Origin of the sequence: Staphylococcus sp. LKG3-1 (genome assembly GCF_048568385.1) — a bacterium.
GTDB lineage: Bacteria > Bacillota > Bacilli > Staphylococcales > Staphylococcaceae > Staphylococcus > Staphylococcus saprophyticus.
This window is the reverse complement of sequence record NZ_CP183796.1, coordinates 535,531-557,335: the sequence shown is the minus strand read 5'-3', so window position 1 is coordinate 557,335 and position 21,805 is coordinate 535,531. Positions and strand designations below refer to the sequence as shown.

Annotated in this window: 25 protein-coding genes; 23 read left to right on the top strand and 2 right to left on the bottom strand. The window is 32.3% G+C overall.

Features of this window, described 5'->3' with window-relative positions; translation table 11 throughout:
• Positions 1–153: 153 nt before the first annotated feature.
• Complete coding sequence (locus tag ACM595_RS02655) at positions 154–735, top strand: RBBP9/YdeN family alpha/beta hydrolase (protein WP_037538426.1); 582 nt, start codon at positions 154–156, stop codon at positions 733–735.
• Positions 736–750: 15 nt separating this feature from the next.
• Here ACM595_RS02655 and ACM595_RS02650 read toward each other — a convergent pair whose 3' ends face one another.
• The gene (locus tag ACM595_RS02650) at positions 751–1,455 is read right to left on the bottom strand and encodes a queuosine precursor transporter (RefSeq protein WP_002483282.1); all 705 of its coding nucleotides are present in this window, start codon (positions 1,453–1,455) and stop codon (positions 751–753) included.
• A gap of 251 nt (positions 1,456–1,706) precedes the next feature.
• Between ACM595_RS02650 and ACM595_RS02645 the strand changes: the two genes are divergently transcribed.
• From ACM595_RS02645 to ACM595_RS02550, 20 genes are all read left to right on the top strand, one after another.
• Positions 1,707–1,901 carry a zinc-finger domain-containing protein gene (locus ACM595_RS02645; RefSeq protein ID WP_011303093.1) on the top strand — a complete coding sequence of 65 codons (195 nt, stop codon included), beginning with the start codon at positions 1,707–1,709 and terminating at the stop codon, positions 1,899–1,901.
• Between the two features lie 17 nt (positions 1,902–1,918).
• Positions 1,919–2,176 carry a NifU N-terminal domain-containing protein gene (locus tag ACM595_RS02640; protein ID WP_002483283.1) on the top strand — a complete coding sequence of 86 codons (258 nt, stop codon included), beginning with the start codon at positions 1,919–1,921 and terminating at the stop codon, positions 2,174–2,176.
• A gap of 15 nt (positions 2,177–2,191) precedes the next feature.
• Positions 2,192–3,310: a conserved virulence factor C family protein gene (locus tag ACM595_RS02635; protein WP_002483284.1), complete on the top strand. Its 1,119-nt coding sequence runs from the start codon at positions 2,192–2,194 to the stop codon at positions 3,308–3,310.
• 37 nt (positions 3,311–3,347) lie between these two features.
• Complete coding sequence (gene brxA / locus ACM595_RS02630) at positions 3,348–3,782, top strand: bacilliredoxin BrxA (protein ID WP_002483285.1); 435 nt, start codon at positions 3,348–3,350, stop codon at positions 3,780–3,782.
• A 291-nt stretch (positions 3,783–4,073) separates the two neighbouring features.
• Positions 4,074–5,030, top strand: a complete 957-nt coding sequence (locus ACM595_RS02625) for a thymidylate synthase (protein WP_011303096.1) — start codon at positions 4,074–4,076, stop codon at positions 5,028–5,030.
• Positions 5,031–5,124: 94 nt separating this feature from the next.
• Positions 5,125–5,610, top strand: coding sequence for a dihydrofolate reductase (locus ACM595_RS02620; RefSeq protein ID WP_002483287.1), 486 nt, complete (start codon positions 5,125–5,127; stop codon positions 5,608–5,610).
• 10 nt (positions 5,611–5,620) lie between these two features.
• Positions 5,621–6,460, top strand: coding sequence for a DegV family protein (locus tag ACM595_RS02615; protein WP_002483288.1), 840 nt, complete (start codon positions 5,621–5,623; stop codon positions 6,458–6,460).
• A 130-nt stretch (positions 6,461–6,590) separates the two neighbouring features.
• Entirely contained in the window at positions 6,591–7,118 is a 528-nt protein-coding gene (gene msrA, locus ACM595_RS02610) for a peptide-methionine (S)-S-oxide reductase MsrA (RefSeq protein ID WP_115338527.1), read from the top strand.
• Positions 7,111–7,539 carry a peptide-methionine (R)-S-oxide reductase MsrB gene (gene msrB, locus ACM595_RS02605; RefSeq protein ID WP_002483290.1) on the top strand — a complete coding sequence of 143 codons (429 nt, stop codon included), beginning with the start codon at positions 7,111–7,113 and terminating at the stop codon, positions 7,537–7,539. The genes msrA and msrB overlap by 8 nt, the downstream gene beginning before the upstream one ends.
• A gap of 14 nt (positions 7,540–7,553) precedes the next feature.
• Positions 7,554–8,054 (top strand): PTS sugar transporter subunit IIA, encoded by a 501-nt coding sequence (locus ACM595_RS02600; RefSeq protein ID WP_002483291.1) that lies wholly within the window; start codon positions 7,554–7,556, stop codon positions 8,052–8,054.
• The gene (locus tag ACM595_RS02595) at positions 8,054–8,275 is read left to right on the top strand and encodes a YozE family protein (RefSeq protein WP_002483292.1); all 222 of its coding nucleotides are present in this window, start codon (positions 8,054–8,056) and stop codon (positions 8,273–8,275) included. The genes ACM595_RS02600 and ACM595_RS02595 overlap by 1 nt, the downstream gene beginning before the upstream one ends.
• Positions 8,276–8,430: 155 nt before the next feature.
• Positions 8,431–9,906, top strand: a complete 1,476-nt coding sequence (locus tag ACM595_RS02590) for a S41 family peptidase (RefSeq protein ID WP_002483293.1) — start codon at positions 8,431–8,433, stop codon at positions 9,904–9,906.
• Between the two features lie 21 nt (positions 9,907–9,927).
• Positions 9,928–10,437, top strand: a complete 510-nt coding sequence (locus ACM595_RS02585) for a GNAT family N-acetyltransferase (RefSeq protein WP_115338529.1) — start codon at positions 9,928–9,930, stop codon at positions 10,435–10,437.
• Between the two features lie 10 nt (positions 10,438–10,447).
• A complete protein-coding gene (locus ACM595_RS02580; protein WP_115338530.1) occupies positions 10,448–11,524 on the top strand; it encodes an undecaprenyldiphospho-muramoylpentapeptide beta-N-acetylglucosaminyltransferase in 1,077 nt (358 codons plus the stop codon).
• Positions 11,525–11,536: 12 nt separating this feature from the next.
• Positions 11,537–12,151 carry a phosphatase PAP2 family protein gene (locus tag ACM595_RS02575; protein ID WP_115338531.1) on the top strand — a complete coding sequence of 205 codons (615 nt, stop codon included), beginning with the start codon at positions 11,537–11,539 and terminating at the stop codon, positions 12,149–12,151.
• A gap of 484 nt (positions 12,152–12,635) precedes the next feature.
• Positions 12,636–13,298, top strand: a complete 663-nt coding sequence (locus ACM595_RS02570) for a response regulator transcription factor (protein ID WP_002483297.1) — start codon at positions 12,636–12,638, stop codon at positions 13,296–13,298.
• The gene (locus ACM595_RS02565; RefSeq protein WP_115338532.1) at positions 13,295–14,650 is read left to right on the top strand and encodes a HAMP domain-containing sensor histidine kinase; all 1,356 of its coding nucleotides are present in this window, start codon (positions 13,295–13,297) and stop codon (positions 14,648–14,650) included. The genes ACM595_RS02570 and ACM595_RS02565 overlap by 4 nt, the downstream gene beginning before the upstream one ends.
• Positions 14,651–14,849: 199 nt before the next feature.
• Positions 14,850–17,651, top strand: a complete 2,802-nt coding sequence (locus tag ACM595_RS02560) for a 2-oxoglutarate dehydrogenase E1 component (protein ID WP_041080678.1) — start codon at positions 14,850–14,852, stop codon at positions 17,649–17,651.
• 13 nt (positions 17,652–17,664) lie between these two features.
• Positions 17,665–18,939 (top strand): dihydrolipoyllysine-residue succinyltransferase, encoded by a 1,275-nt coding sequence (sucB, locus tag ACM595_RS02555; protein ID WP_069821988.1) that lies wholly within the window; start codon positions 17,665–17,667, stop codon positions 18,937–18,939.
• A gap of 294 nt (positions 18,940–19,233) precedes the next feature.
• On the top strand, positions 19,234–19,395 hold the full coding sequence (locus ACM595_RS02550; RefSeq protein ID WP_176720943.1) for a hypothetical protein: 162 nt from the start codon (positions 19,234–19,236) through the stop codon (positions 19,393–19,395).
• A gap of 336 nt (positions 19,396–19,731) precedes the next feature.
• Here the strand turns inward: ACM595_RS02550 and ACM595_RS02545 are convergent, their stop codons facing one another.
• Complete coding sequence (locus ACM595_RS02545) at positions 19,732–20,280, bottom strand: helix-turn-helix domain-containing protein (RefSeq protein WP_002483302.1); 549 nt, start codon at positions 20,278–20,280, stop codon at positions 19,732–19,734.
• A 112-nt stretch (positions 20,281–20,392) separates the two neighbouring features.
• On the opposite strand from ACM595_RS02545, the gene ACM595_RS02540 reads away from it, so the two are divergent.
• Both ACM595_RS02540 and ACM595_RS02535 read left to right on the top strand, forming a co-directional pair.
• Positions 20,393–20,980 carry a LysE family translocator gene (locus ACM595_RS02540; RefSeq protein ID WP_228160924.1) on the top strand — a complete coding sequence of 196 codons (588 nt, stop codon included), beginning with the start codon at positions 20,393–20,395 and terminating at the stop codon, positions 20,978–20,980.
• Positions 20,981–21,218: 238 nt separating this feature from the next.
• Positions 21,219–21,674 carry a Gfo/Idh/MocA family oxidoreductase gene (locus tag ACM595_RS02535; RefSeq protein WP_232010341.1) on the top strand — a complete coding sequence of 152 codons (456 nt, stop codon included), beginning with the start codon at positions 21,219–21,221 and terminating at the stop codon, positions 21,672–21,674.
• Positions 21,675–21,805: the final 131 nt, after the last annotated feature.

Below are 21,805 nucleotides of genomic sequence, written 5' to 3'. Positions count from 1 at the left end.
CCTTATAACTATATTTACATTTATACTACCAAACAAATGGTACTTGTTCTATATAAGTGAAACGATACTAATCGGATATTTAGACATTTTGACGTAAGGTGATGTATAATAAATAACATACTATAAAGGTCGGAATTAAAGGAGGCTGTTATATTGAAAAATATGTTCATCATACATGGTTACCAAGCTAGCACCGAAAGTCATTGGTTTGAATGGTTAGCAACACAGATGAAATCCTATGATTATCATACTGAAATCGTGTATTTACCAAATACTAATGACCCCGATTTAGATGCTTGGGACAGCGCAATTCAACATAGTTTAAATCATAAACTCGATAAAGATTCTATCATTGTTGCTCATAGCCTGGGTGTGGTTACCGTTTTAAATTATTTATCAAAAGTAGAGGTATTTAGTAATATAAAAGGGCTGTTTTTAATTTCAGGTTTCAATGAACCTTTACACAATCTCCCTGAATTGAATCAATTTATCAATCAAACACAAGTACAATTTGAAAATATTAATGCGCAACATATCATGACCATAGGTGGAGATAATGACCCAATTGTCGACATAAATGCAACAAACCGATTATCTCAACAATTAAATACAGAAACAGTCGAACTGCATCATAATGGACACTTCCAAGATTGCGATGGTTATCTTACTTTTGATTTTCTTAAAAATCAAATCACTGCTAGTTTAAATAATAAAAACTCTGAAATTGGCATTTAACCAATTTCAGAGTTTTTAATAACCTTCATCTAATTTACTAATTTTTCCTTTACGATACATGGATTTCGCCCAGTAACCAAATGGTACATTAAATATCGTTGAGATTACTTTCAATAGATACGTAGTAATAAAAATTTCAAATACTGCTGCATTTGGCATTGAACCATAAAATGCAATGGTTACAAATAAAGCAGTGTCGATTATGTTACTTATGATCGTACTACCATATGCTCTAATGATAAATGTTTTATCTGAGCTAAACACTTTTTTTATTAACGAGAAGAGTAGTACATCTAAATGTTGTCCGATTATATAGGCAACCACTGATCCCAATGCAATTCTTGGCACAAGATTAAATATTGATTCCAACGCACCTTGCGAAGTATCAATAGATGATGGTGTAAAATGCAGCGACATTTGCATTACGATAATCATAACAAGTGTTGAACTAAAGCCAATCCAGACTGCACGCTTTGCAACTTTTCTACCATAAATATCATTTAAAATATCTGTGGCAAGATATATAGAAGCAAACATTACATTACCTAATGTTGCTGAAATAGTAAATATGTCGATTGTTTTAAGAACTTGGATATTAGCAAGTACAGTTCCAATTGCAATCCATGCGATTAATCCCTGTTTCCCAAACAAGCGATACATAGCTACTAATAATAAAAAGGTAACTAAAAATGTTAGTACACCAAATATTTCGTTAAACAATTTAAATTCCTCCTAAATTTTGATAATGCGGGAGTTTAGAAACCGCAAAATAAACAACTAAGTAATTTTATCAGAAAAAATTAAAAATACAAGTGTGTTTATTCATATCGTACATAAAAAGTTGAATATCTATTTTCATAAATTTAAAGATTAAACAATCCTAGTTACAAATGATATAATGTCTTCAAGTGTCAAAACATTATAAAATGAATCAATCGATAGAAATATGATATTTTAAGTAATATAGGAGCGTGACAAACATTCTTACTTATTCTGAAAAAGAAGCTATGGCTTCAATAGATGATTTAATGAACACTTATTGCAAATCATGTTTACTCAAACATCATATAAGAAAGTCAGAAGGTAAAACACAAGCACATCATTTTTGTATAAATGAATGTTCAATCGGCAAAGAAATTAAACAATTAGGAAATGAGTTACAATAATTAGGAGGCATTTTATTATGGATATTTTAGAAGTATCACAAACACCAAACCCAAATACAATGAAAATCGTTTTACAATTATCAGGTGAAGATTACAAACCGAATACCTTTACTGCAGTAAAAGATAATCAACCTGAGTTTATTAACGATATTTTACAAATCGAAGGAATAAAATCTATTTTCCAAGCAATGAATTTTATCTCCGTAGATAAAAAGGCGGACTATGAGTGGGAAACACTATTACCTGAAGTAACTAAAACCTTAGAAGAAATATAAAAAGGAGTTTTCTGAATGGAAATTGTACGTGTCGAACCAACGCCCAGTCCCAACACAATGAAAATTGTTTTGAATGAGAAAAGAAAAGATAATAAGTCAAATACGTATACAACTATTCTTGATAATCAGCCCAAGTTTATCAATGATGTATTAGCAGTTGATGGTGTGAAATCTATATTTTACGTTATGGATTTTTTAGCTGTAGATAAAAAGCCCAAATATGATTGGGAAGTTTTATTACCTAAAGTAACAGCAACATTAAGCGACGAATCTGAATCTATTGTTACACCAGCACCAGATGAACACTTTGGCGAAGTTAGGGCAGAAGTACTTGAGTTCAAAGGGATCCCATACCAGGTTAAACTTACTTCTAGTACTGAAGAAAAACGTAAGCAATTACCTGAAGTGTATATTGATAGTATGCTTGCAGCTCAAAAAGATGATGACAATATCGTTTTCCAACGTAAATGGGAAGACTTAGGTATACGTTATGGTGAATTAGATGATATTATGTCTGAAGTCACTGAAGAAATCCTAGCACTTTATCCTGAAAAAGATTTAAACCATCTTGTAGAAAATGCTTTAAATACAGATGTCGTTATTCCTGAAAAAAAATACCAACATGTGACGCTTGAGACTTATCAAGCAACTGATGATTGGAAAGAACGCTTAAGAATGTTAAAAGCTTTCCCAACACCAACAGAAAGAGATTTCCCATTATTAGGTGATGCTGTTAGTGAAGAAGAGAAAACACCATTAAGACGTGAAGCGATCGTGTTGCTTGGTATGATAGAAGATAAAGCAGTATTACCTTATTTATTTAAAGGATTACATGATAAAAGTCCAGCAGTCAGAAGAACAGCTGGTGATTGTTTAAGCGATTTAGGATTCAAACAAGCTTTGCCTGAAATGGAAAAAGCATTAGATGATCCCCATAAAATAGTAAGATGGCGAGCTGCTATGTTTATATTTGATGAAGGCGGTCCTGAACAACTTGATGCACTTCGCACACATGAAAATGACCCTGCATATGAAGTTAAACTTCAAATAGAAATGGCAATAGCAAGAATTGAAAATGGTGATGAAGCATTAGGTTCTGTGTGGAAACAAATTGCTAATAGAAATAAATCGTAATAATTTGATGATATGAATTTATAAAGGAGTGTTTTAAATGAATGCATATGAAGCATACATGAATGAACTTGCAACTCAAATGCGTAGTGAATTAACTGGACGTGATTTCAAAAGTTTAGAAACCGCAGATGAAGTATCTAACTTTATGACAAATGTGGGTAGTGACGATACAACATTTGTTGTTATTAATTCAACATGTGGTTGTGCAGCTGGTTTAGCAAGACCAGCGGCTGTTACAGTTGTAGAACAAAATGATAAAAAACCTACAAATAAAGTAACAGTATTCGCAGGTCAAGATAAAGAAGCTACTGCAACAATGCGTGATTATATCCAACAGGTTCCATCTAGTCCATCCTATGCGCTTTTCAAAGGACAAGAATTGAAACATTTTATACCTCGTGAACACATTGAAGGTAGAGATATTCAAGATATTTGTATGGACATTAAAGACGCATTTGACGATTACTGCTAAATGGTTCGTATGGTTATATAAATATCGCTTTTAAATCGTATTGAATAACATAGCGTAAAAATTCATTAAATGGTCATTATGCCAACTTACTGTGTCTAAACAAGCCAATAAGATATAGTAAGTTGGCATTTATTCCATAAAAATAAGTACTAACGCGTATAACGTTTACAAAAAATGATGTATAATTTACTCAAAGTACATTATTTTTACATAATTAATGTTAAATCCTTTAACTTATAACAATTATCCAATAAGATACAAATAAAATTAATTTTGGAAGGAGTGGATTAAATGTTAAATGCTTTTGATCAAGCGTATCATCAATTATGTGAAGAAATTTTAGAAATCGGTAAACAAAAGAATGATCGCACAAATACTGGAACCATCTCAAAATTTGGTCACCAACTGAGGTTTGATTTATCAAAAGGCTTCCCATTACTAACAACTAAAAAAGTATCATTTAAATTAATTGCTACAGAGCTCTTATGGTTTATCAAAGGAGATACAAATATTAAGTATTTACTTCAATATAATAACAACATTTGGAATGAGTGGGCATTCGAAAAATTTGTTCAATCCAAAGACTATAACGGACCCGACATGACTGATTTTGGCCATAGGGCACAAAAAGACGAGTCCTTTAACCTAATCTATAAAGACGAAATGAACCAATTTAAAAAACGTATTTTAAATGATGATGATTTTGCTAAAAAATATGGTGATTTAGGTAATGTTTATGGTAAACAATGGCGTGATTGGGAAGATAAATATGGTAATCATTATGATCAATTAAAAACGGTGATCAATCAAATTAAAACGAATCCTAATTCAAGACGTCATATCGTATCTGCATGGAATCCAACAGAAATTGATACAATGGCGTTACCACCTTGTCATACAATGTTTCAGTTTTATGTTCAAGATGGCAAATTAAGTTGTCAATTATACCAAAGAAGTGCAGACATCTTTTTAGGGGTTCCTTTTAACATCGCAAGTTATAGTTTATTAACTCACCTCATCGCGAAAGAATGTGGCCTTGAAGTTGGAGAATTTGTACACACCTTTGGCGATGCACATATATACTCTAATCATATCGAAGCTATTGAGACACAATTAGCACGAGAAAGCTATAATCCACCAACACTTAATATCAATTCAGATGCATCTATTTTTGATATTGATTACGAGGATTTAGAAATTGTTGATTATGAATCACATCCAGCGATTAAAGCACCCATCGCAGTTTAAATGGGAAGTGACTTAAAAACATCAATAATTTATTATATAATGCACTTTGTGTTTCATATTAAACTGTTTTCATTTCAATATTAGGAGGAACATTATGACACTTTCAATACTTGTAGCCCATGATCAACAACGGGTTATTGGCGTAAATAACCAATTGCCTTGGCATTTACCTAGTGATTTAAAGCACGTTAAGTCGTTAACTACTGGAAATACGCTTGTCATGGGTCGTGCAACATTTGAATCTATCGGGAAACCTCTTCCTAATAGAAGAAATGTTGTGTTAACTAGAAATAAATCATTTAAACCAGAGGGTGTGGATGTTATCCATTCTTTCGAAGAAATCTACAACTTACCTGGCCATGTTTTTATATTTGGTGGCCAGTCCTTATTTGAAGAAATGATAGATAAGGTTGATGATATGTATATTACTGTTATTGAAGATAAATATAACGGTGATACTTTTTTCCCACCATATACATTTAAAGACTGGGAAGTCGCATCATCAAATAAAGGTGTATTGGATGAAAAAAATACGATTCCTCATACCTTTTTACATTTAATCCGTAAGGGAACTTCATAGGAGGAAATTTATGATAAAAAAGAAAATTGTTACTGATTCAACATCTGATTTATCACATGAATATTTAAATGAAAATAATATTCATGTGATACCTCTTAATTTAACAATTGATGGTGAATCCTACATTGACCAAATAGATATATCGTCGGAAGAATATATTCAAAAACTGGAAGAAAATGCTGATACTAAAACAAGTCAACCTGCTATCGGTAAGTTCATTGAATTATACGATGAACTAGGCGAAGATGGTTCTGAAATCATAAGCATTCATATGACATCAGGTTTAAGTGGAACTTATCAGACTGCACTGCAAGCTAGCGAAATGACTGATAGTAAAGTTACTGTCATTGATTCTAAGTCTATTTCTTTTGGTTTAGGTTACCAAGTGCAACACATTGTTGATTGGAATAATACTGGACTATCAACAAATGAAATCGTTGAAAACATTGTTGAACTACAAAAAAACATTAAACTTTATGTTGTTATAGGACAATTAAACCAATTAATTAAAGGCGGACGTATTAGCAAAACGAAAGGTTTAATTGGTAATATGATGAAAATCAAACCAATCGGAACACTCGAAGACGGAAAGATTGAATTAATTCATAATTCTCGAACTCAAAATGCAAGTGTTCAGTTCCTCAAAAAAGAAGTGAGCGCGTTTATCGGTGATAAAAATGTAAAATCTATCGGTATTGCACATGCAAATATTATTGAATTCGTAGACAAAGTAAAAAAACATTTTTCAGAAGAGTTCAACTTTACAAAATTCGACACGAACGTTACAACACCTATCATTTCAACACATACAGGACAAGGTGCTATCGGTTTAGTCGTATTACGATCATAAAGTACTACTTCAAAGCGCGCTATGACTATACTCAAAATGAAATTGGTCTTATTTAATATATAAACAGTTTCATAGCAAATCGCTTAAAATAATGGTAACTTTATGACAAAATAGATATAGGAGGTATATTATGGCTTATGCGACATTAGCAGGAGGATGTTTTTGGTGTTTAGTTAAACCATTCACTTCATATCCTGGTATCGAAAATATTATTTCTGGTTATAGTGGTGGACATACAGATAACCCAACTTATGAAAGTGTAAGTACAAATCAAACTGGGCATGTCGAGGCAGTCCAAATTACTTATAACTCAGAAATTACTTCCTTCGAAAATATATTAGACGTTTATTTCAAAACGTTTGATCCTACTGATAACGGTGGTCAATTTTTTGATCGTGGAGAACATTATGAGCCTGCTATTTTTTATCATGATGAAAATCAGAAAAAAGCAGCCGAAGCTAAAATTCAACAATTAAATGAACAAGGTATCTTTAACAAACCTGTCATTACACCCATTAAACCATATAAAAACTTTTATCCAGCTGAAACTTATCATCAGGATTACTATAAAAAGAATCCATTGCATTATGAACAGTATCAACGTGGATCAGGTCGGAAAAATTTTATAGAAAAGCATTGGGGGAAACAAAATGATTAAAAAGAATAAAAATGATTTAAATGAAATGGAGTATTTAGTTACACAAGAAAATGGTACAGAACCGCCATTTCAAAACGAATACTGGAACCACTTTGAAAAAGGTATTTACGTTGATAAAATTTCAGGTAAACCATTATTCACTTCTGAAGAAAAATTCGAATCAGATTGTGGTTGGCCAAGTTTTTCTAAGGCATTAGCCGATGAAGAAATCGTTGAATTAGTCGACAAAACATTTGGCATGGTGCGCACTGAAGTACGTTCTGAAGATGCAAATAGCCATTTAGGTCACGTATTCAATGACGGACCAAAAGAAAGCGGCGGTCTGAGATATTGCATTAATTCAGCAGCTGTACAATTTATACCATATGAAAAATTAGAAGAACTAGGATATGGAGATTTAATACCACATTTTGAAAAATAAGGAGCGAACATATTATGTTTAAAAAATTATTTGGTAAAGGCAAAGAGGTCAATAAAGAAAGCGCGATTTATGCACCAATCACTGGGGAATATGTAAAAATCGAAGATATACCAGATCCAGTATTTGCTCAAAAAATGATGGGTGAAGGCTTTGGTATAAATCCAACAGAAGGTGAAGTTGTTTCACCAATCGATGGTAAGGTAGATAATGTTTTCCCAACGAAACATGCTATTGGATTAAAAGCTGAAAATGGCCTAGAATTACTTGTTCATATTGGTCTTGATACCGTGCAATTAGATGGTGAAGGCTTTGACATTCTAGTTGAAAGTGGCGACGTGGTTAACGTTGGAGACCCATTATTAAAATTTGATTTAGACTATATAAAAGAAAATGCAAAATCAGTTGTTTCACCAATTATTATCACAAATTCTGACAACACAGCATCTATTTCAGTGGCTGATGTAACAACTGTGACTAAAGGTGAAACTAAAATTGTTGATGTGACAATGAACTAATGAAAGACCATTCATTTTATCATTTTGCCCTTACAGCACGTGGGCGTAAAGATGAAAAAGGTGAATTAGCAGAAGAAATATTTGATGATTTATCTTTTCCAAAACATGAAAAAGACTTTCATATACTGTCAGATTATATAGAAACACAAGGGCATTATACTATTTCATTATCCGTTTTTGATGATTTATACGAGGAATATACCGAATGGTTAAAATTTTAATTACTTTAACATTTGAGTAGCACGATTAAAATATATTAAAATAATAAGGTATCATTTGTTGCTGGGATTAATCTAAATGATTCAATCCCAGCTCATTTTATTTGTAATGATTTTTTACAATATTAATTTTTTACATATGTATTGGAAGTGATTAAATGTCAGAAAGTAAAGACACAACTGAAGTGAATCAAGAAGTAAATGAAAAAGCATCATCGCAATCAACAAAGAAACAAATAAATTTCAAACGTAGTCACTTTATTATTATATTAATAGTTACAATACTTGTAACTGCTGTGATTGCAGTATTTGCAACGATTGGGATCAGTCATTGGACAAGTGGTTTAAATAGTAATCAACGTGCTGAGATGAAAAAAGTAGAGCAAGTTTATCAAACACTAGATGATGAATACTATAAAGATACTAGTTCAGAAGAGCTGGGGACAGCAGCGATTGATGGCATGGTAAAAAAATTGGATGACCCTTATTCAGACTATATGACCAAAAAAGAAACTAAATCATTTAATGAAGATGTATCAGGTGATTTTGTAGGTATTGGGGCTGAAATGCAAAAGAAAGGGAATCAAATTCAAATTACAAGCCCTATGAAACAATCACCTGCTGAAAAGGCCGGAATTCAGCCTAAAGATGTGGTTACTAAAGTGAATGGTAAATCGATTAAAGGACAGCCTTTAGAAGCAATTGTTAAAAAAGTTAGAGGAAAACAAGGTACAAAAGTAACACTAACCATTGAACGCGGTGGACAAGCTCACGACATCACAATAAAACGAGATAAAATTCATGTCAAAAGTGTTGAATACCAAAAACATGGCGATGTCGGTGTCTTTACTATCAATAAATTCCAAAATAGTACATCAGGCGAATTAAAATCTGCCATCATTAAAGCACACAAAGATGGCATCCGTAAAATTGTATTGGATTTACGTAATAATCCTGGAGGCTTATTAGATGAAGCTGTTAAAATGGCAAACATTTTCATTGATAAAAATGAAACAGTTGTTCAATTAGAAAAAGGCAAACATAAAGAAGCAATTAAGGCTTCAAATGATGCCTCAAAAGAAGCCAAAGATATGGATGTTTCTATTTTAGTAAATAAAGGCTCAGCTAGTGCTTCAGAAGTTTTCACAGGTGCTATGAAAGATTATAATAAAGCCAAAGTTTATGGTTCAAAAACATTTGGTAAAGGCATTGTGCAGACTACACGAGAATTTGAAGATGGTTCATTATTAAAATTCACTAATATGAAATGGTTAACGCCAAAATCTCATTATATTCATGGAAAAGGCATTACTCCTGATAAGAAAATAGAAGAACCTGCATATCAATCATTAAATGTTATCCCAAGCAATAAAACATATCAGTTGGGTGACGATGATAAAAATGTTAAAACAATGAAGGTGGGATTGAATGCATTAGGCTATCATATTAATAATCAGTCTACTGAATTTGATAGCGAACTAGAGGATGCACTCAAATCCTTCCAAAAGAAAAATAATTTAGATGTAAATGGCACATTTAACAAGTCAACGAATGAAAAATTCACACAGCAACTTGTTGAAAAAGCAAACAAAGAAGACACCGTATTAAATGAGCTTTTAAAAAAACTAAATTAATTTAAGAGGAGTCATCGGTTTATGATTAGAAAAGCAAATAAAAATGATTTATCTAGTATTTTAAACATTGTAGAAGAAGCTAAAACTATTATGAAGCAAGACAACAACAATCAATGGGATGAACATTATCCTTTAGAAGAACATTTTGAAGAAGATATTGAAAAAGACACACTTTTTGTTCTAGAAGAAAATTCTATTATTTATGCTTTTATAGTTGTCGACCAACAGCAATCAGAATGGTATGATGAATTAGAATGGCCAATTGACAGAAAAGGTGCCTATGTTATTCATAGATTGGCAGGATCATCTGAATATAAAGGTACTGCAACGCAACTATTTGATTTTGCAGTTAATTTAGCACTGAATCATAATATTCATGTGTTATTAACCGATACATTTGCTTTAAATAAGCGCGCACAAGGACTGTTTACTAAATTTGGCTTTAGCAAAGTAGGCGAAGCAAAAATTGATTATCATCCTTTTAATAAAGGTGAACCATTTTATGCCTATTATAAAAATTTAGAAGAATAGAGGTTATATTATGACGAAAATCGCATTTACCGGTGGAGGTACAGTTGGACATGTTTCCGTAAACCTAAGTTTGATTCCAACTGCAATAGAAGAAGGATACGATTCCTTTTATATCGGATCAAAAAATGGGATTGAACGTGAAATGATTGAATCTCAATTACCTTCAATTAAATACCACTCTATATCTAGTGGTAAATTAAGAAGGTATATTTCTTGGGATAATATTAAAGATATATTTAAGGTGTTAAAAGGTGTATTAGATGCTAGAAGTGTGCTAAAAAAAGAAAAGCCTGATTTACTATTTTCTAAAGGGGGATTTGTTTCAGTACCAGTCGTTATTGCTGCAAAATCTTTAAAAATCCCTACGATTATTCATGAATCTGATTTAACACCTGGTTTAGCAAATAAAATCTCATTAAAATTCGCTAAAAAAATATATACTACCTTTGAAGATACATTAAATTATTTACCTAAAGATAAAGCAGATTTTGTTGGTGCAACAGTGAGAGAAGACTTAAAAACTGGAGATAAACATAGAGGTTATCAACTGACAGAATTTAATAATGATAAAAAAGTATTATTAGTCATGGGTGGCAGTCTAGGCAGTAAAAAATTGAATGACATTATAAGACAAAATCTCGAGACACTTCAAGAGTCTTACCAAGTCATTCATTTAACTGGAAAAGGGCTATTAGACAATTCATATGTTGGCACTAAAGATTACATTCAATTTGAATTTGTTAAAGATGATTTAACGGATTTACTTGCTATTACAGATACAGTGATTAGTCGTGCTGGTTCTAACGCTATCTATGAATTTTTAGCGCTACGCATTCCAATGTTATTAATTCCTTTAGGTTTAGATCAATCACGTGGCGACCAAATTGACAATGCTAAACATTTTGAATCAAAAGGATTTGGTAAAACAATTCTCGAAGATACATTAACTGAAAATGAATTAAAAACACAATTGAGAGAAATTGAAACCAATCGCGATGATATCATTAAACAAATGCAAACATATAAAGAAAGCTTTACGCGTCAGGATTTATTCCAAAAGATAATAAACGATGCTTTAAGCGAATAGGAGGTACATGCAATGAGTCGTTGGAAAAGAATATCATTACTCATTATTTTTACGTTAATATTTGGCATCATTGCATTCTTCCACGAATCAAGACTGGGAAAGTGGATTGATAATGAAGTATATGAGTTCATTTATTCTTCTGAAAGTTTCATCACCACAACGATATTTCTCGGTGTAACCAAAGTTGGAGAAGTTTGGGCAATGGTTTGTTTATCTCTGTTGCTCGTTGCTTATTTAATGTTAAAACGTTTAAATATTGAGGCTTTATTTTTCGCAATTGCAATGAGTTTATCGAGTACATTAAACCCATTACTTAAAAATATCTTTGATAGAGAACGTCCAACGCTACTTCGACTTATTGATATCTCAGGATTTAGTTTCCCGAGTGGTCATGCGATGGGTTCTACAGCATTCTTTGGAAGTACGATATATATCGCCAATCGAGTTATAAAGGGTAAATCTAAAGCCTTTATGATTGGTCTCTCAGCTTTATTTATCATTATGATATCGTCATCAAGAGTTTATCTTGGTGTACACTATCCTACAGATATTATAGCAGGTATTATTGGTGGCGCATTCTGTGTCGTATTATCAACATTAATATTACGCCATAAATTGCAAGTATAATTCCATTCAATTCAACTTATGTGCATCCATAGTGTCTGATGTAACTTATAATTTATTTAAAAACACAGTAAAAAAGCAGTTAGGTGAATAAATTCATCTAACTGCTTTTATGTGTCAAAATTTATTATAAAAACCGATTTCACAATGTAAAACCGGTTTTTATATTCACGTTGTCTCGCAACGTTAGTCTTTTACGGGCATATAAAAGGGGATATTTTTGAAAATGAACAATCCAAATAAGAACGAAATATGTGGGGGGGAATGTCTTATTTTTGGTATTGATAATCATTTTCAATTACATTATACAACACTGAGAATGATTGTCAATTGAATTCGAATAATTTTTTCAAATTTTATGAAATACCTATATATTACAATAAAAGTGATTAAAATCATGAAGTATTTTAAAAACATTTTGAAATTTTTATGCAATAACTTTCTACAAACAAGCATTTATTATAATATATAATTTGAGGTGCTACATATGACAAAAATCTTAATAGTAGAAGACGAGCAAAACCTTGCGCGTTTTATAGAGCTTGAACTTGAACATGAAAATTATGACGTAGATATTGAATATGATGGGAAGCCTGGTTTAGAAAAAGCATTATCAAATACTTATGATTTAATTCTTTTAGACTTAATGCTTCCGAATATAAATGGTTTAGAAATTTGTCGTCAGATTCGTCAAAATCAAACTACACCTATCATTATCATCACTGCTAAAAGTGATACTTACGATAAGGTGGCTGGTTTGGATTACGGTGCGGATGATTATATCGTTAAACCGTTTGATATAGAAGAATTATTAGCAAGAATCAGAGCTATGTTACGAAGACAACCACAAAAGAATCTAATCGATATCAAAGGCATCATTATAGATAAAGATGCTTTTAAAGTCACTGTGGATGGACAACCACTTGATTTAACAAAAACAGAATATGATTTGTTATTTTTACTAGCTGAAAACAGAAACCACGTTCTGCAAAGGGAACAAATCATTACAGACGTATGGGGATACGATACAGAAGTAGAAACAAATGTAGTAGATGTTTACATTCGATATTTAAGAAACAAATTAAAACCCTTTGGTAAAGATAAGTGTATCGAAACAGTACGCGGTGTAGGGTACGTGGTAAGACAATGAAACAACGTAAACTTAAAACTAAATGGATGTTGATTACTACGACGATTACGTTTTTAACCATTTTTCTTTTTAGCATCATAATCATTTTCTTCCTCAGTAATTCATTAAGACATAATGAAGTAGATGAGGCTGAACGTAGTTCGAAAGATATAGTTAAATTATTTGAATCTAAACAAATTGAACACGTCACACCACTTGATTTAAATGCATCCTTAGGTAATTTTCAAAAAGTCATGTTATTTAATGAAGATGGTCACAAATTAATGGAAACATCAAATGATAACTCCATTACGTTTTCTCCGAATATCGCACCGACAAATGTAAATCGTATAGCAGTTAAAAGTGATCACAAAAAAGATTATCTCATCATCACAGATCATATTGAGTCACCAAAATTTAATGGTTACAGTGTGATAGTGCATTCTTTAGAAGACTATAAAGCACTTGTAAACTCTTTATATTTTATCGCTCTAATATTTGGTGTGATAGCAACGTTTATAACTGCAATTATTAGTTATTTCTTTTCTTCGCAAATTACAAAACCGTTAATATTGATGTCGAATAAGATGCAACAAATTCGGAGAGATGGTTTCCAAGAAAAAGTAGAATTAAGTACAAATTACGAAGAAACAGACAACTTAATTGTGACATTTAATGAGATGATGCTCCAATTGGAAGAATCTTTTAATCAACAGCGACAATTTGTCGAAGATGCGTCACATGAATTACGTACTCCCTTACAGATCATTCAAGGCCATCTTAATCTCATCAATCGCTGGGGTAAAAAAGATGCTGCTATATTAGAAGAGTCTTTAGATATTTCATTAGAAGAAATGACAAGAATTACAAAACTTGTAGAAGAACTATTATTACTTACAAAAGACAATAATAACAGTAGAGACGGTGAAATTGAAAATGTTGAGATAAATCAAGAGATTGCATCTCGAATTAAATCTTTATCACAATTGCACAGTGATTATACATTTGAATTCGATGCGTTTCCTAAACCATTAAACATAAGAATTGATCGTTATCAATTTGAACAAATGCTGATCATCTTTATTGATAATGCTATGAAATATGATCAGATAAATAAATACATTCAGATACAAACAAAGTTGAGAAACAAACAAATTTCTATTGAAATTACTGATCACGGTGTGGGTATACCTAAAGAAGATATAGAATTTATTTTTGATAGATTTTATAGAGTTGATAAATCACGTTCTCGCAAATTAGGTGGTAATGGATTGGGATTATCTATCGCTAAAAAAATCATAGAACTAAATAATGGTACTATACATGTCGATAGTGAAGTTGGTAAATATACAACGTTTAAGATTACTTTTTAACATTCAAAACTAATTGGTGCAAAATGTTTTTTCTAACAACATATATGTCACCCTATTATATATAAAACTTATGAGCAGAACCAAAGTAAAAAAGGTTCTGCTTTTTTAGTAATAAGTGCGCTATTGGTACTTTAATTTGTATATAATAAGTGCTATTATTGATTTGTAAGCGTTTCAACTATTTTGTGGAGGGTGTAATATGAGCAACGAAAGTCAGGTTTCCGAGGCACCTGTAAATTTCGGAGCAAATCTTGGATATGTTTTAGACTTATATGACATATATCTAGACGATCCTAGTGCAGTTCCAGAAGATTTACAAGTCCTATTTAGTACAATTAAAAACGGTGAAGCAAACATCGCAACAAACACAGAAGGTCAATCAAATGTGACTAAAGGAGATAGCACAATCAAACGTGTTATGCGCCTAATCGATAACATTCGTCAATATGGGCATTTATTGGCAGATATTTATCCTGTAAACCGACCTCAAAGAGAAAACGTACCGAAATTAAACATCGAAGACTTCAACTTAGATCAAGAAACATTAGAATCTATTTCAGCAGGTATTGTGTCTGAACATTTTAAAGACATATACGATAATGCTTATGAAGCGATTGTGCGTATGGAAAAACGCTACAAAGGTCCTATCGCTTTTGAATATACGCACATTAACAATAATCGTGAACGTGTATGGTTAAAACGCAGAATTGAAACTCCATACAAAGCAACATTGAATGACAATCAAAAAATTGAATTATTTAAAAATTTAGCTCATGTTGAAGGTTTTGAAAAGTATCTTCATAAAAACTTCGTAGGCGCAAAACGTTTTTCTATTGAAGGTGTAGATACTTTAGTACCAATGCTTCAACAGACATTAAGAATTGCGAGCGATGAAGGCATACAAAATATTCAAATAGGTATGGCACACCGTGGTAGATTAAATGTATTAACCCACGTATTAGAAAAGCCTTATGAAATGATGATTTCTGAATTTATGCACACAGATCCTATGAAATTCTTACCTGAAGACGGTAGCCTACAATTAACTTCAGGATGGACTGGAGACGTTAAATATCATCTTGGTGGTGTTAAAACTACGCAATCTTACGGTAGTGAACAACGCATTTCATTAGCAAATAACCCAAGTCATTTGGAAATCGTCGCACCAGTAGTATTAGGTAAGACTCGTGCAAATCAAGATACAACAGATAAACCAGGTGCAGTTACAACTGAATTTAAAAAATCAATGCCGATTTTAATACATGGTGATGCTGCCTACCCAGGTCAAGGTATTAACTTTGAAGCAATGAATTTAGGTAATCTAGAAGGTTATTCAACAGGTGGTTCACTTCACATCATTACTAATAACCGCATTGGTTTTACGACTGAACCTGAAGATGGCCGTTCAACAACATATTCTTCAGATGTTGCTAAAGGTTATGATGTGCCAATCATGCATGTCAATGCAGATAACGTTGAAGCTACAATCGAAGCAATAGAAATTGCAATGGCATTTAGAAAAGAATTTAACAAAGACGTCGTGATTGACTTAGTCGGCTATCGTCGTTACGGTCATAATGAAATGGACGAACCATCCATCACAAACCCACTACAATATCATGAAATACGTAAGCATGAGTCTGTTGATATCCTATACGGTAAACAACTCGTAAATGAAAACATTATCTCTGAAGATCAAATGAATCAAATTTTTGATGATGTTCAAAATACATTACGTGCAGCTCATGACAAAATCGATAAAAACGATAAAATGGATAATCCAGATATGCAAAAACCAGATAGTCTGGCAGAACCAATCCAAACTAAAGATGAAGAAGTAAGCTATGAACAACTTAAAGAAATCAACGATGCAATGCTATCGTACCCATCAGATTTCAATGTACTGAAAAAACTTAACAAAGTATTAGAAAAACGTAGAGAACCATTTGAAAGTGAAGACGGATTAGTTGATTGGGCTCAAGCAGAACAATTAGCATTTGCTACAATAACTCAAAATGGTACACCTATACGCTTAACTGGCCAAGACAGTGAACGTGGTACATTTAGTCATCGTCATGCTGTATTACATGACCCTGACACAGGCGCACAATATGTTCCATTACACAATGTGCCTGACCAAAAAGCAACGTTTGAAGTGCGTAATTCACCATTGTCTGAAGCCGCAGTAGTGGGCTTTGAATATGGTTATAATGTTCAAAATAAATCATGTATGACAATTTGGGAAGCCCAATATGGTGACTTTTCAAATATGGCTCAAATGATTTTTGATAATTTCTTATTTAGTTCTCGTGCCAAATGGGGCGAACGTTCTGGGCTAACACTATTCTTACCACATTCATTTGAAGGACAAGGTCCTGAACACTCATCAGCACGTTTAGAGAGATTTTTACAACTTGCCGGTGAAAATAATTCAACAATTGTTAATTTATCTAGCTCTAGTAACTATTTCCATTTATTACGTGCACAAGCTGCTAACTTAGGTACACAATCTATGAGACCTTTAGTTGTGATGTCGCCTAAGAGTTTATTACGTAATAAAACAGTTGCAGATCCTATCAGCAAATTCACTTCAGGTAAATTCGAACCTATTTTACCAGAAGCACATGATAAAGCATCTGTTAAAAAAGTTATTTTAGCATCAGGAAAAATGTTTATTGATTTAAAAGAGTATCTGACAAAAAATCCAAATGAGTCAATTTTACTTGTAGCAGTAGAGAGATTGTATCCTTTCCCTGCAGATGAAATCGATGCATTGTTAAGCGAGTTACCTAATTTAGAGCATGCAGCTTGGGTACAAGAAGAACCTAAAAATCAAGGGGCTTGGTCATTCGTATATCCTTATCTAAAAGAGTTAACAACAGACAAATACGATTTGAGTTATCATGGTCGTATACAACGTTCAGCGCCAGCTGAAGGTGACGGTGAAATTCACAAACTCGTACAAAATATGATAATAGAACAAAGTACAAACATTAACTAGGGGGAAGTTAAGCATGCCAGAGGTAAAAGTTCCAGAATTAGCAGAATCCATAACAGAAGGTACCATTGCAGAATGGTTAAAACAAGTCGGTGATAGCGTTGATAAAGGCGAAGCTATCGTTGAATTAGAAACGGACAAAGTTAACGTTGAAGTCGTTTCAGAAGAAGCTGGTGTACTTCAAGAATTATTAGCAAATGAAGGCGATACGGTTGAAGTAGGCCAAGCTATTGCAGTTGTAGGTGAAGGCAGTGGTAATAACACTTCAGAAGCACCTGCGAAACAAGAAGCACCTAAACAAGAAACTGAAACATCTACAGACGACAAATCAGCGCAACCAGCTGAATCAACTAGCAATGATACAGATGATAAATCACAAGATAATAACCAACGCGTTAATGCAACACCATCTGCACGTAAATACGCACGCGAAAAAGGTATTGATTTATCTGAAATAGCTGCAGCTTCAAATGATGTAGTTAGAAAAGAACATGTTGATCAAAGCCAAACTCAAACAAGCACTCAACAACAAGCACAACCGGCTCCTAAAGAAGAAACGAAAAAACCAACACAACAAAATCCATCAAAACCTGTAATCAGAGAAAAAATGTCTCGTCGTAAGAAAACAGCAGCGAAAAAATTATTAGAAGTTTCTAATAACACAGCTATGTTAACTACATTTAATGAAATTGACATGACAAATGTTATGGATTTACGTAAACGTAAAAAAGAACAATTTATTAAAGATCACGACGGTACTAAACTTGGTTTCATGTCATTCTTCACAAAAGCTGCAGTTGCTGCATTGAAGAAATACCCTGAAGTCAATGCTGAAATTGATGGTGACGATATGATTACTAAACAATATTATGATATTGGAGTTGCCGTATCTACAGAAGATGGTTTACTTGTACCTTTCGTCAGAGATTGCGATAAGAAAAACTTTGCTGAAATCGAAGATGAAATTGGCAACTTAGCGAAGAAAGCACGCGACAAAAAACTTGGTTTAGACGACATGGTTAATGGATCATTCACGATTACCAACGGCGGTATCTTTGGTTCAATGATGTCTACACCAATTATCAATGGTAGCCAAGCTGCAATTCTAGGTATGCACTCAATTATTACGCGTCCAATTGCTATCGATGCAGATACAATTGAAAATCGCCCAATGATGTATATTGCATTAAGCTATGATCATAGAATTATCGATGGTAAAGAAGCAGTAGGATTCTTAAAAACAATCAAAGAATTAATTGAAAACCCAGAAGATTTACTATTAGAATCTTAATCCACAACACAAAATAGTTTACTAACACTAATACAGCGGCGTTTAACGTCGTTGTATTTTTTATGTATTTATGCATTTTTGAAATACACACGGAATCTCTCCTAAATTATGAGTCCTTTGATTTACTAGCTTGTATTTTGTGACAAAAAACAGGCATATTTCAACAGTTATGAAATAAAATCAAACACTTAGCAAAAAATAAATCGCTTACATTATAAAATGATATAATATATTTGATATAAATAATTAAGTAGAGAAGATGGAATGATTTTGAAAAAATTATTATTCGCAACTTTGGCTACAAGCGATCCTTTAGGTGGATCTATTGATAGTCTCCTAGGTGCTATGGCTAGTTCAGCCTTAGACACAAGTAAGGGTGTTTATATAAATATGAAATCTGTAAAAAATGCCGCTGGTAATTACGTGTTTCAAGGTACTAATTGGAGTTATCAATAAAAAAGAGGTGATTTTATAACTCTTAAAAATTCATTGAGGTTCGGTATAATTATGGCATTAGTTATGTGTACAATGTTTTATATTTTCCCGATGCCTGAAACATTAGTAGGGAGAATAGTACTTTGTCTGATAATAGTTGGTGTTGATTTATTACTATCGTATTTTATATTAGGAAAAGAGAATATGAAAAAGAAGTGATTTTTAATCGTTTAATAAATTAAATATCAGCATTATAAACACGTCAATATGAGAATCATTAATCTTAAGAGTACATTTTTATATTCTATAAAACAAAGGCATCGATTCCACATTTTAGTGGTGTCGATGCCTTTATTATTAATAATGTATAACCATATTTATACGAATCGTTGCATCATGGTTATTAGCATAATTGTGAAACATATTCGCATTAAACTTTATTGATTCATTTTCTTTAATGATAAATTGCTCATCTGCTAATGTAAGCGTCAATGTGCCATCAAATACGGTTATGTATTCCATAGTGCCAGATCCATGTGGTTCGCCGCTCATAGTCCCTCCAGGCTCAATAAGCACCATATAGCTTTCGAATTTTTTCTCAATATCAAATTTAAAATACGGATAAATTTGATATTTATTATCTTCTGATGCTAAAGGTTGAATATCATTCAAAGTGATCTTTCTAATGATTTCATCATTTTCTTGAGTAAGCTCAGTAAATGACACTTTTAGACCATTAGCTATTTTCCAAAGTGTCGTAATGGATGGTATAGATTCTTTACGTTCAATTTGTCCTAGCATCGTTTTACTTACTTCAGTAAGATACGATAAATGTTCCAGTGAATATCCATTTTGTTTTCTATAGAGTTTTAAATTTTCAGCAATAATATCATTGATTTCTTTCATTCTTTAAACACCTCTATTTACAATATAACGTACATAAAGTATACTTTAAAGTAAAAACGCTATAACGCATTTAAAAACTTTATAACGTTTTTCACGATAGGGGGGGAGTACGTTGTTACTACTCAACATGCTGATTTATGCTGTTGTAGCAAGCTTTACACCAGGTCCAAACAATATTATGGCCTTGTTTTTCTCGCAAAATTTAACCTTTAAAAAAGCATTTCGTTTTTCATTAGGTGTTGGATTTGGTTTTTTAGCTTTACTGTGTTTATCCAACATTTTTAATGAATCACTCAATACAGTTTTTCCTAAAATTGAAATATACATGAAAATTTTTGCTTTTATTTATCTTTTATATTTAGCTTATAAAGTATTAATAAGTTCAATCGGTGGGCCAAAAAAATCCTTTGATGAAAAATATAGTAATATAAAATATGCAATGATACTTCAATTTATTAATCCAAAAGGTGTAATTTATGCATTAACAGTTATCTCAACTTTTGTGACACCTAATTATTCCACTTGGATAGTGCAATTGAATTTAGTAATTTTATTGGCTTTTATTGGCTTTCTAGGTACTTTAAGTTGGGCTGCAATAGGTACGCTCTTAAAGGAATGGATTACCAAACATGAATTACTATTTAATATTATTATGTCATGCCTGTTAATTTATGTAGCTTTTAGCATTGTTCTACATTAATTTACGGAAACTGAGATCTGTAATGCATTTGCTTTCATAACATCTCCTTAAATTGTTAGTCTTTTATCACCACAATAAATACCATTCTAATTACAAGTGACAGATATCGTCATAATGCTTTTAAGCATCATGACGTTAAATGTTGCTGATAATATTTTCTTGAACTACAACCATAAGATGTTTTAAATCTTCTGTAGAAATTAGAATAATCACTAAAACCACTCATGCATTAGATTTAATGCAACTTTTATGTGGAAAAATTGCATCAATCAAAGGCACTGTTTCTCAGTTACTGGACTACGATATTGAAGTGGAAGATACTGCCTCTGCACATATCAAGTTTGAAAACAAAGCAAATGGTATGTTCTTTGCTACAAATGCGAATTTCGGAAATTCAAGTGTTGAATTACAGATTATCTTTGAAAATGAAAAATTTACAATCAAAGATAATATACTTACTCGTGTTAATGAAGCGGGCGAAAAGATAAAAATTGCTGAAGATGAAAAAATGACCGGTAACAAAACGTATTACGGGCCAAGTCACGGAAAATTAATTAATGCCTTTTATGACTGCATCAATAATGATAGTAATAACTACGTTCATCCAAAGGATGCATTAACTTCTATCGCTATGATTGATGCCATACAGAAATCATCAGAATCACTTAAAACAGTACAATTCGACAGTATTTAATACCTCAAAATTTTCTATGGTAGTATCGTCCTTAAGTGACGATGCTACCATTTTTTATTCATCGATGTTGGTTTAATATATTTAAAACGTTGCAATTAAATGTACACACTTTAATTGATATTTGAACAGCA

What these genes read in the sequence shown, in the direction of transcription:
- ACM595_RS02640 (WP_002483283.1), top strand. Translation starts at nt 1,919, where the DNA reads ATGGATATTTTAGAAGTATCACAAACACCAAACCCAAATACAATGAAA.
- ACM595_RS02635 (WP_002483284.1), top strand. Translation starts at nt 2,192, where the DNA reads ATGGAAATTGTACGTGTCGAACCAACGCCCAGTCCCAACACAATGAAA.
- brxA (WP_002483285.1), top strand. Translation starts at nt 3,348, where the DNA reads ATGAATGCATATGAAGCATACATGAATGAACTTGCAACTCAAATGCGT.
- ACM595_RS02625 (WP_011303096.1), top strand. Translation starts at nt 4,074, where the DNA reads ATGTTAAATGCTTTTGATCAAGCGTATCATCAATTATGTGAAGAAATT.
- ACM595_RS02620 (WP_002483287.1), top strand. Translation starts at nt 5,125, where the DNA reads ATGACACTTTCAATACTTGTAGCCCATGATCAACAACGGGTTATTGGC.
- ACM595_RS02615 (WP_002483288.1), top strand. Translation starts at nt 5,621, where the DNA reads ATGATAAAAAAGAAAATTGTTACTGATTCAACATCTGATTTATCACAT.
- msrA (WP_115338527.1), top strand. Translation starts at nt 6,591, where the DNA reads ATGGCTTATGCGACATTAGCAGGAGGATGTTTTTGGTGTTTAGTTAAA.
- msrB (WP_002483290.1), top strand. Translation starts at nt 7,111, where the DNA reads ATGATTAAAAAGAATAAAAATGATTTAAATGAAATGGAGTATTTAGTT.
- ACM595_RS02600 (WP_002483291.1), top strand. Translation starts at nt 7,554, where the DNA reads ATGTTTAAAAAATTATTTGGTAAAGGCAAAGAGGTCAATAAAGAAAGC.
- ACM595_RS02595 (WP_002483292.1), top strand. Translation starts at nt 8,054, where the DNA reads ATGAAAGACCATTCATTTTATCATTTTGCCCTTACAGCACGTGGGCGT.
- ACM595_RS02590 (WP_002483293.1), top strand. Translation starts at nt 8,431, where the DNA reads ATGTCAGAAAGTAAAGACACAACTGAAGTGAATCAAGAAGTAAATGAA.
- ACM595_RS02585 (WP_115338529.1), top strand. Translation starts at nt 9,928, where the DNA reads ATGATTAGAAAAGCAAATAAAAATGATTTATCTAGTATTTTAAACATT.
- ACM595_RS02580 (WP_115338530.1), top strand. Translation starts at nt 10,448, where the DNA reads ATGACGAAAATCGCATTTACCGGTGGAGGTACAGTTGGACATGTTTCC.
- ACM595_RS02575 (WP_115338531.1), top strand. Translation starts at nt 11,537, where the DNA reads ATGAGTCGTTGGAAAAGAATATCATTACTCATTATTTTTACGTTAATA.
- ACM595_RS02570 (WP_002483297.1), top strand. Translation starts at nt 12,636, where the DNA reads ATGACAAAAATCTTAATAGTAGAAGACGAGCAAAACCTTGCGCGTTTT.
- ACM595_RS02565 (WP_115338532.1), top strand. Translation starts at nt 13,295, where the DNA reads ATGAAACAACGTAAACTTAAAACTAAATGGATGTTGATTACTACGACG.
- ACM595_RS02560 (WP_041080678.1), top strand. Translation starts at nt 14,850, where the DNA reads ATGAGCAACGAAAGTCAGGTTTCCGAGGCACCTGTAAATTTCGGAGCA.
- sucB (WP_069821988.1), top strand. Translation starts at nt 17,665, where the DNA reads ATGCCAGAGGTAAAAGTTCCAGAATTAGCAGAATCCATAACAGAAGGT.
- ACM595_RS02545 (WP_002483302.1), bottom strand. Translation starts at nt 20,280, where the DNA reads ATGAAAGAAATCAATGATATTATTGCTGAAAATTTAAAACTCTATAGA.
- ACM595_RS02535 (WP_232010341.1), top strand. Translation starts at nt 21,219, where the DNA reads ATGCAACTTTTATGTGGAAAAATTGCATCAATCAAAGGCACTGTTTCT.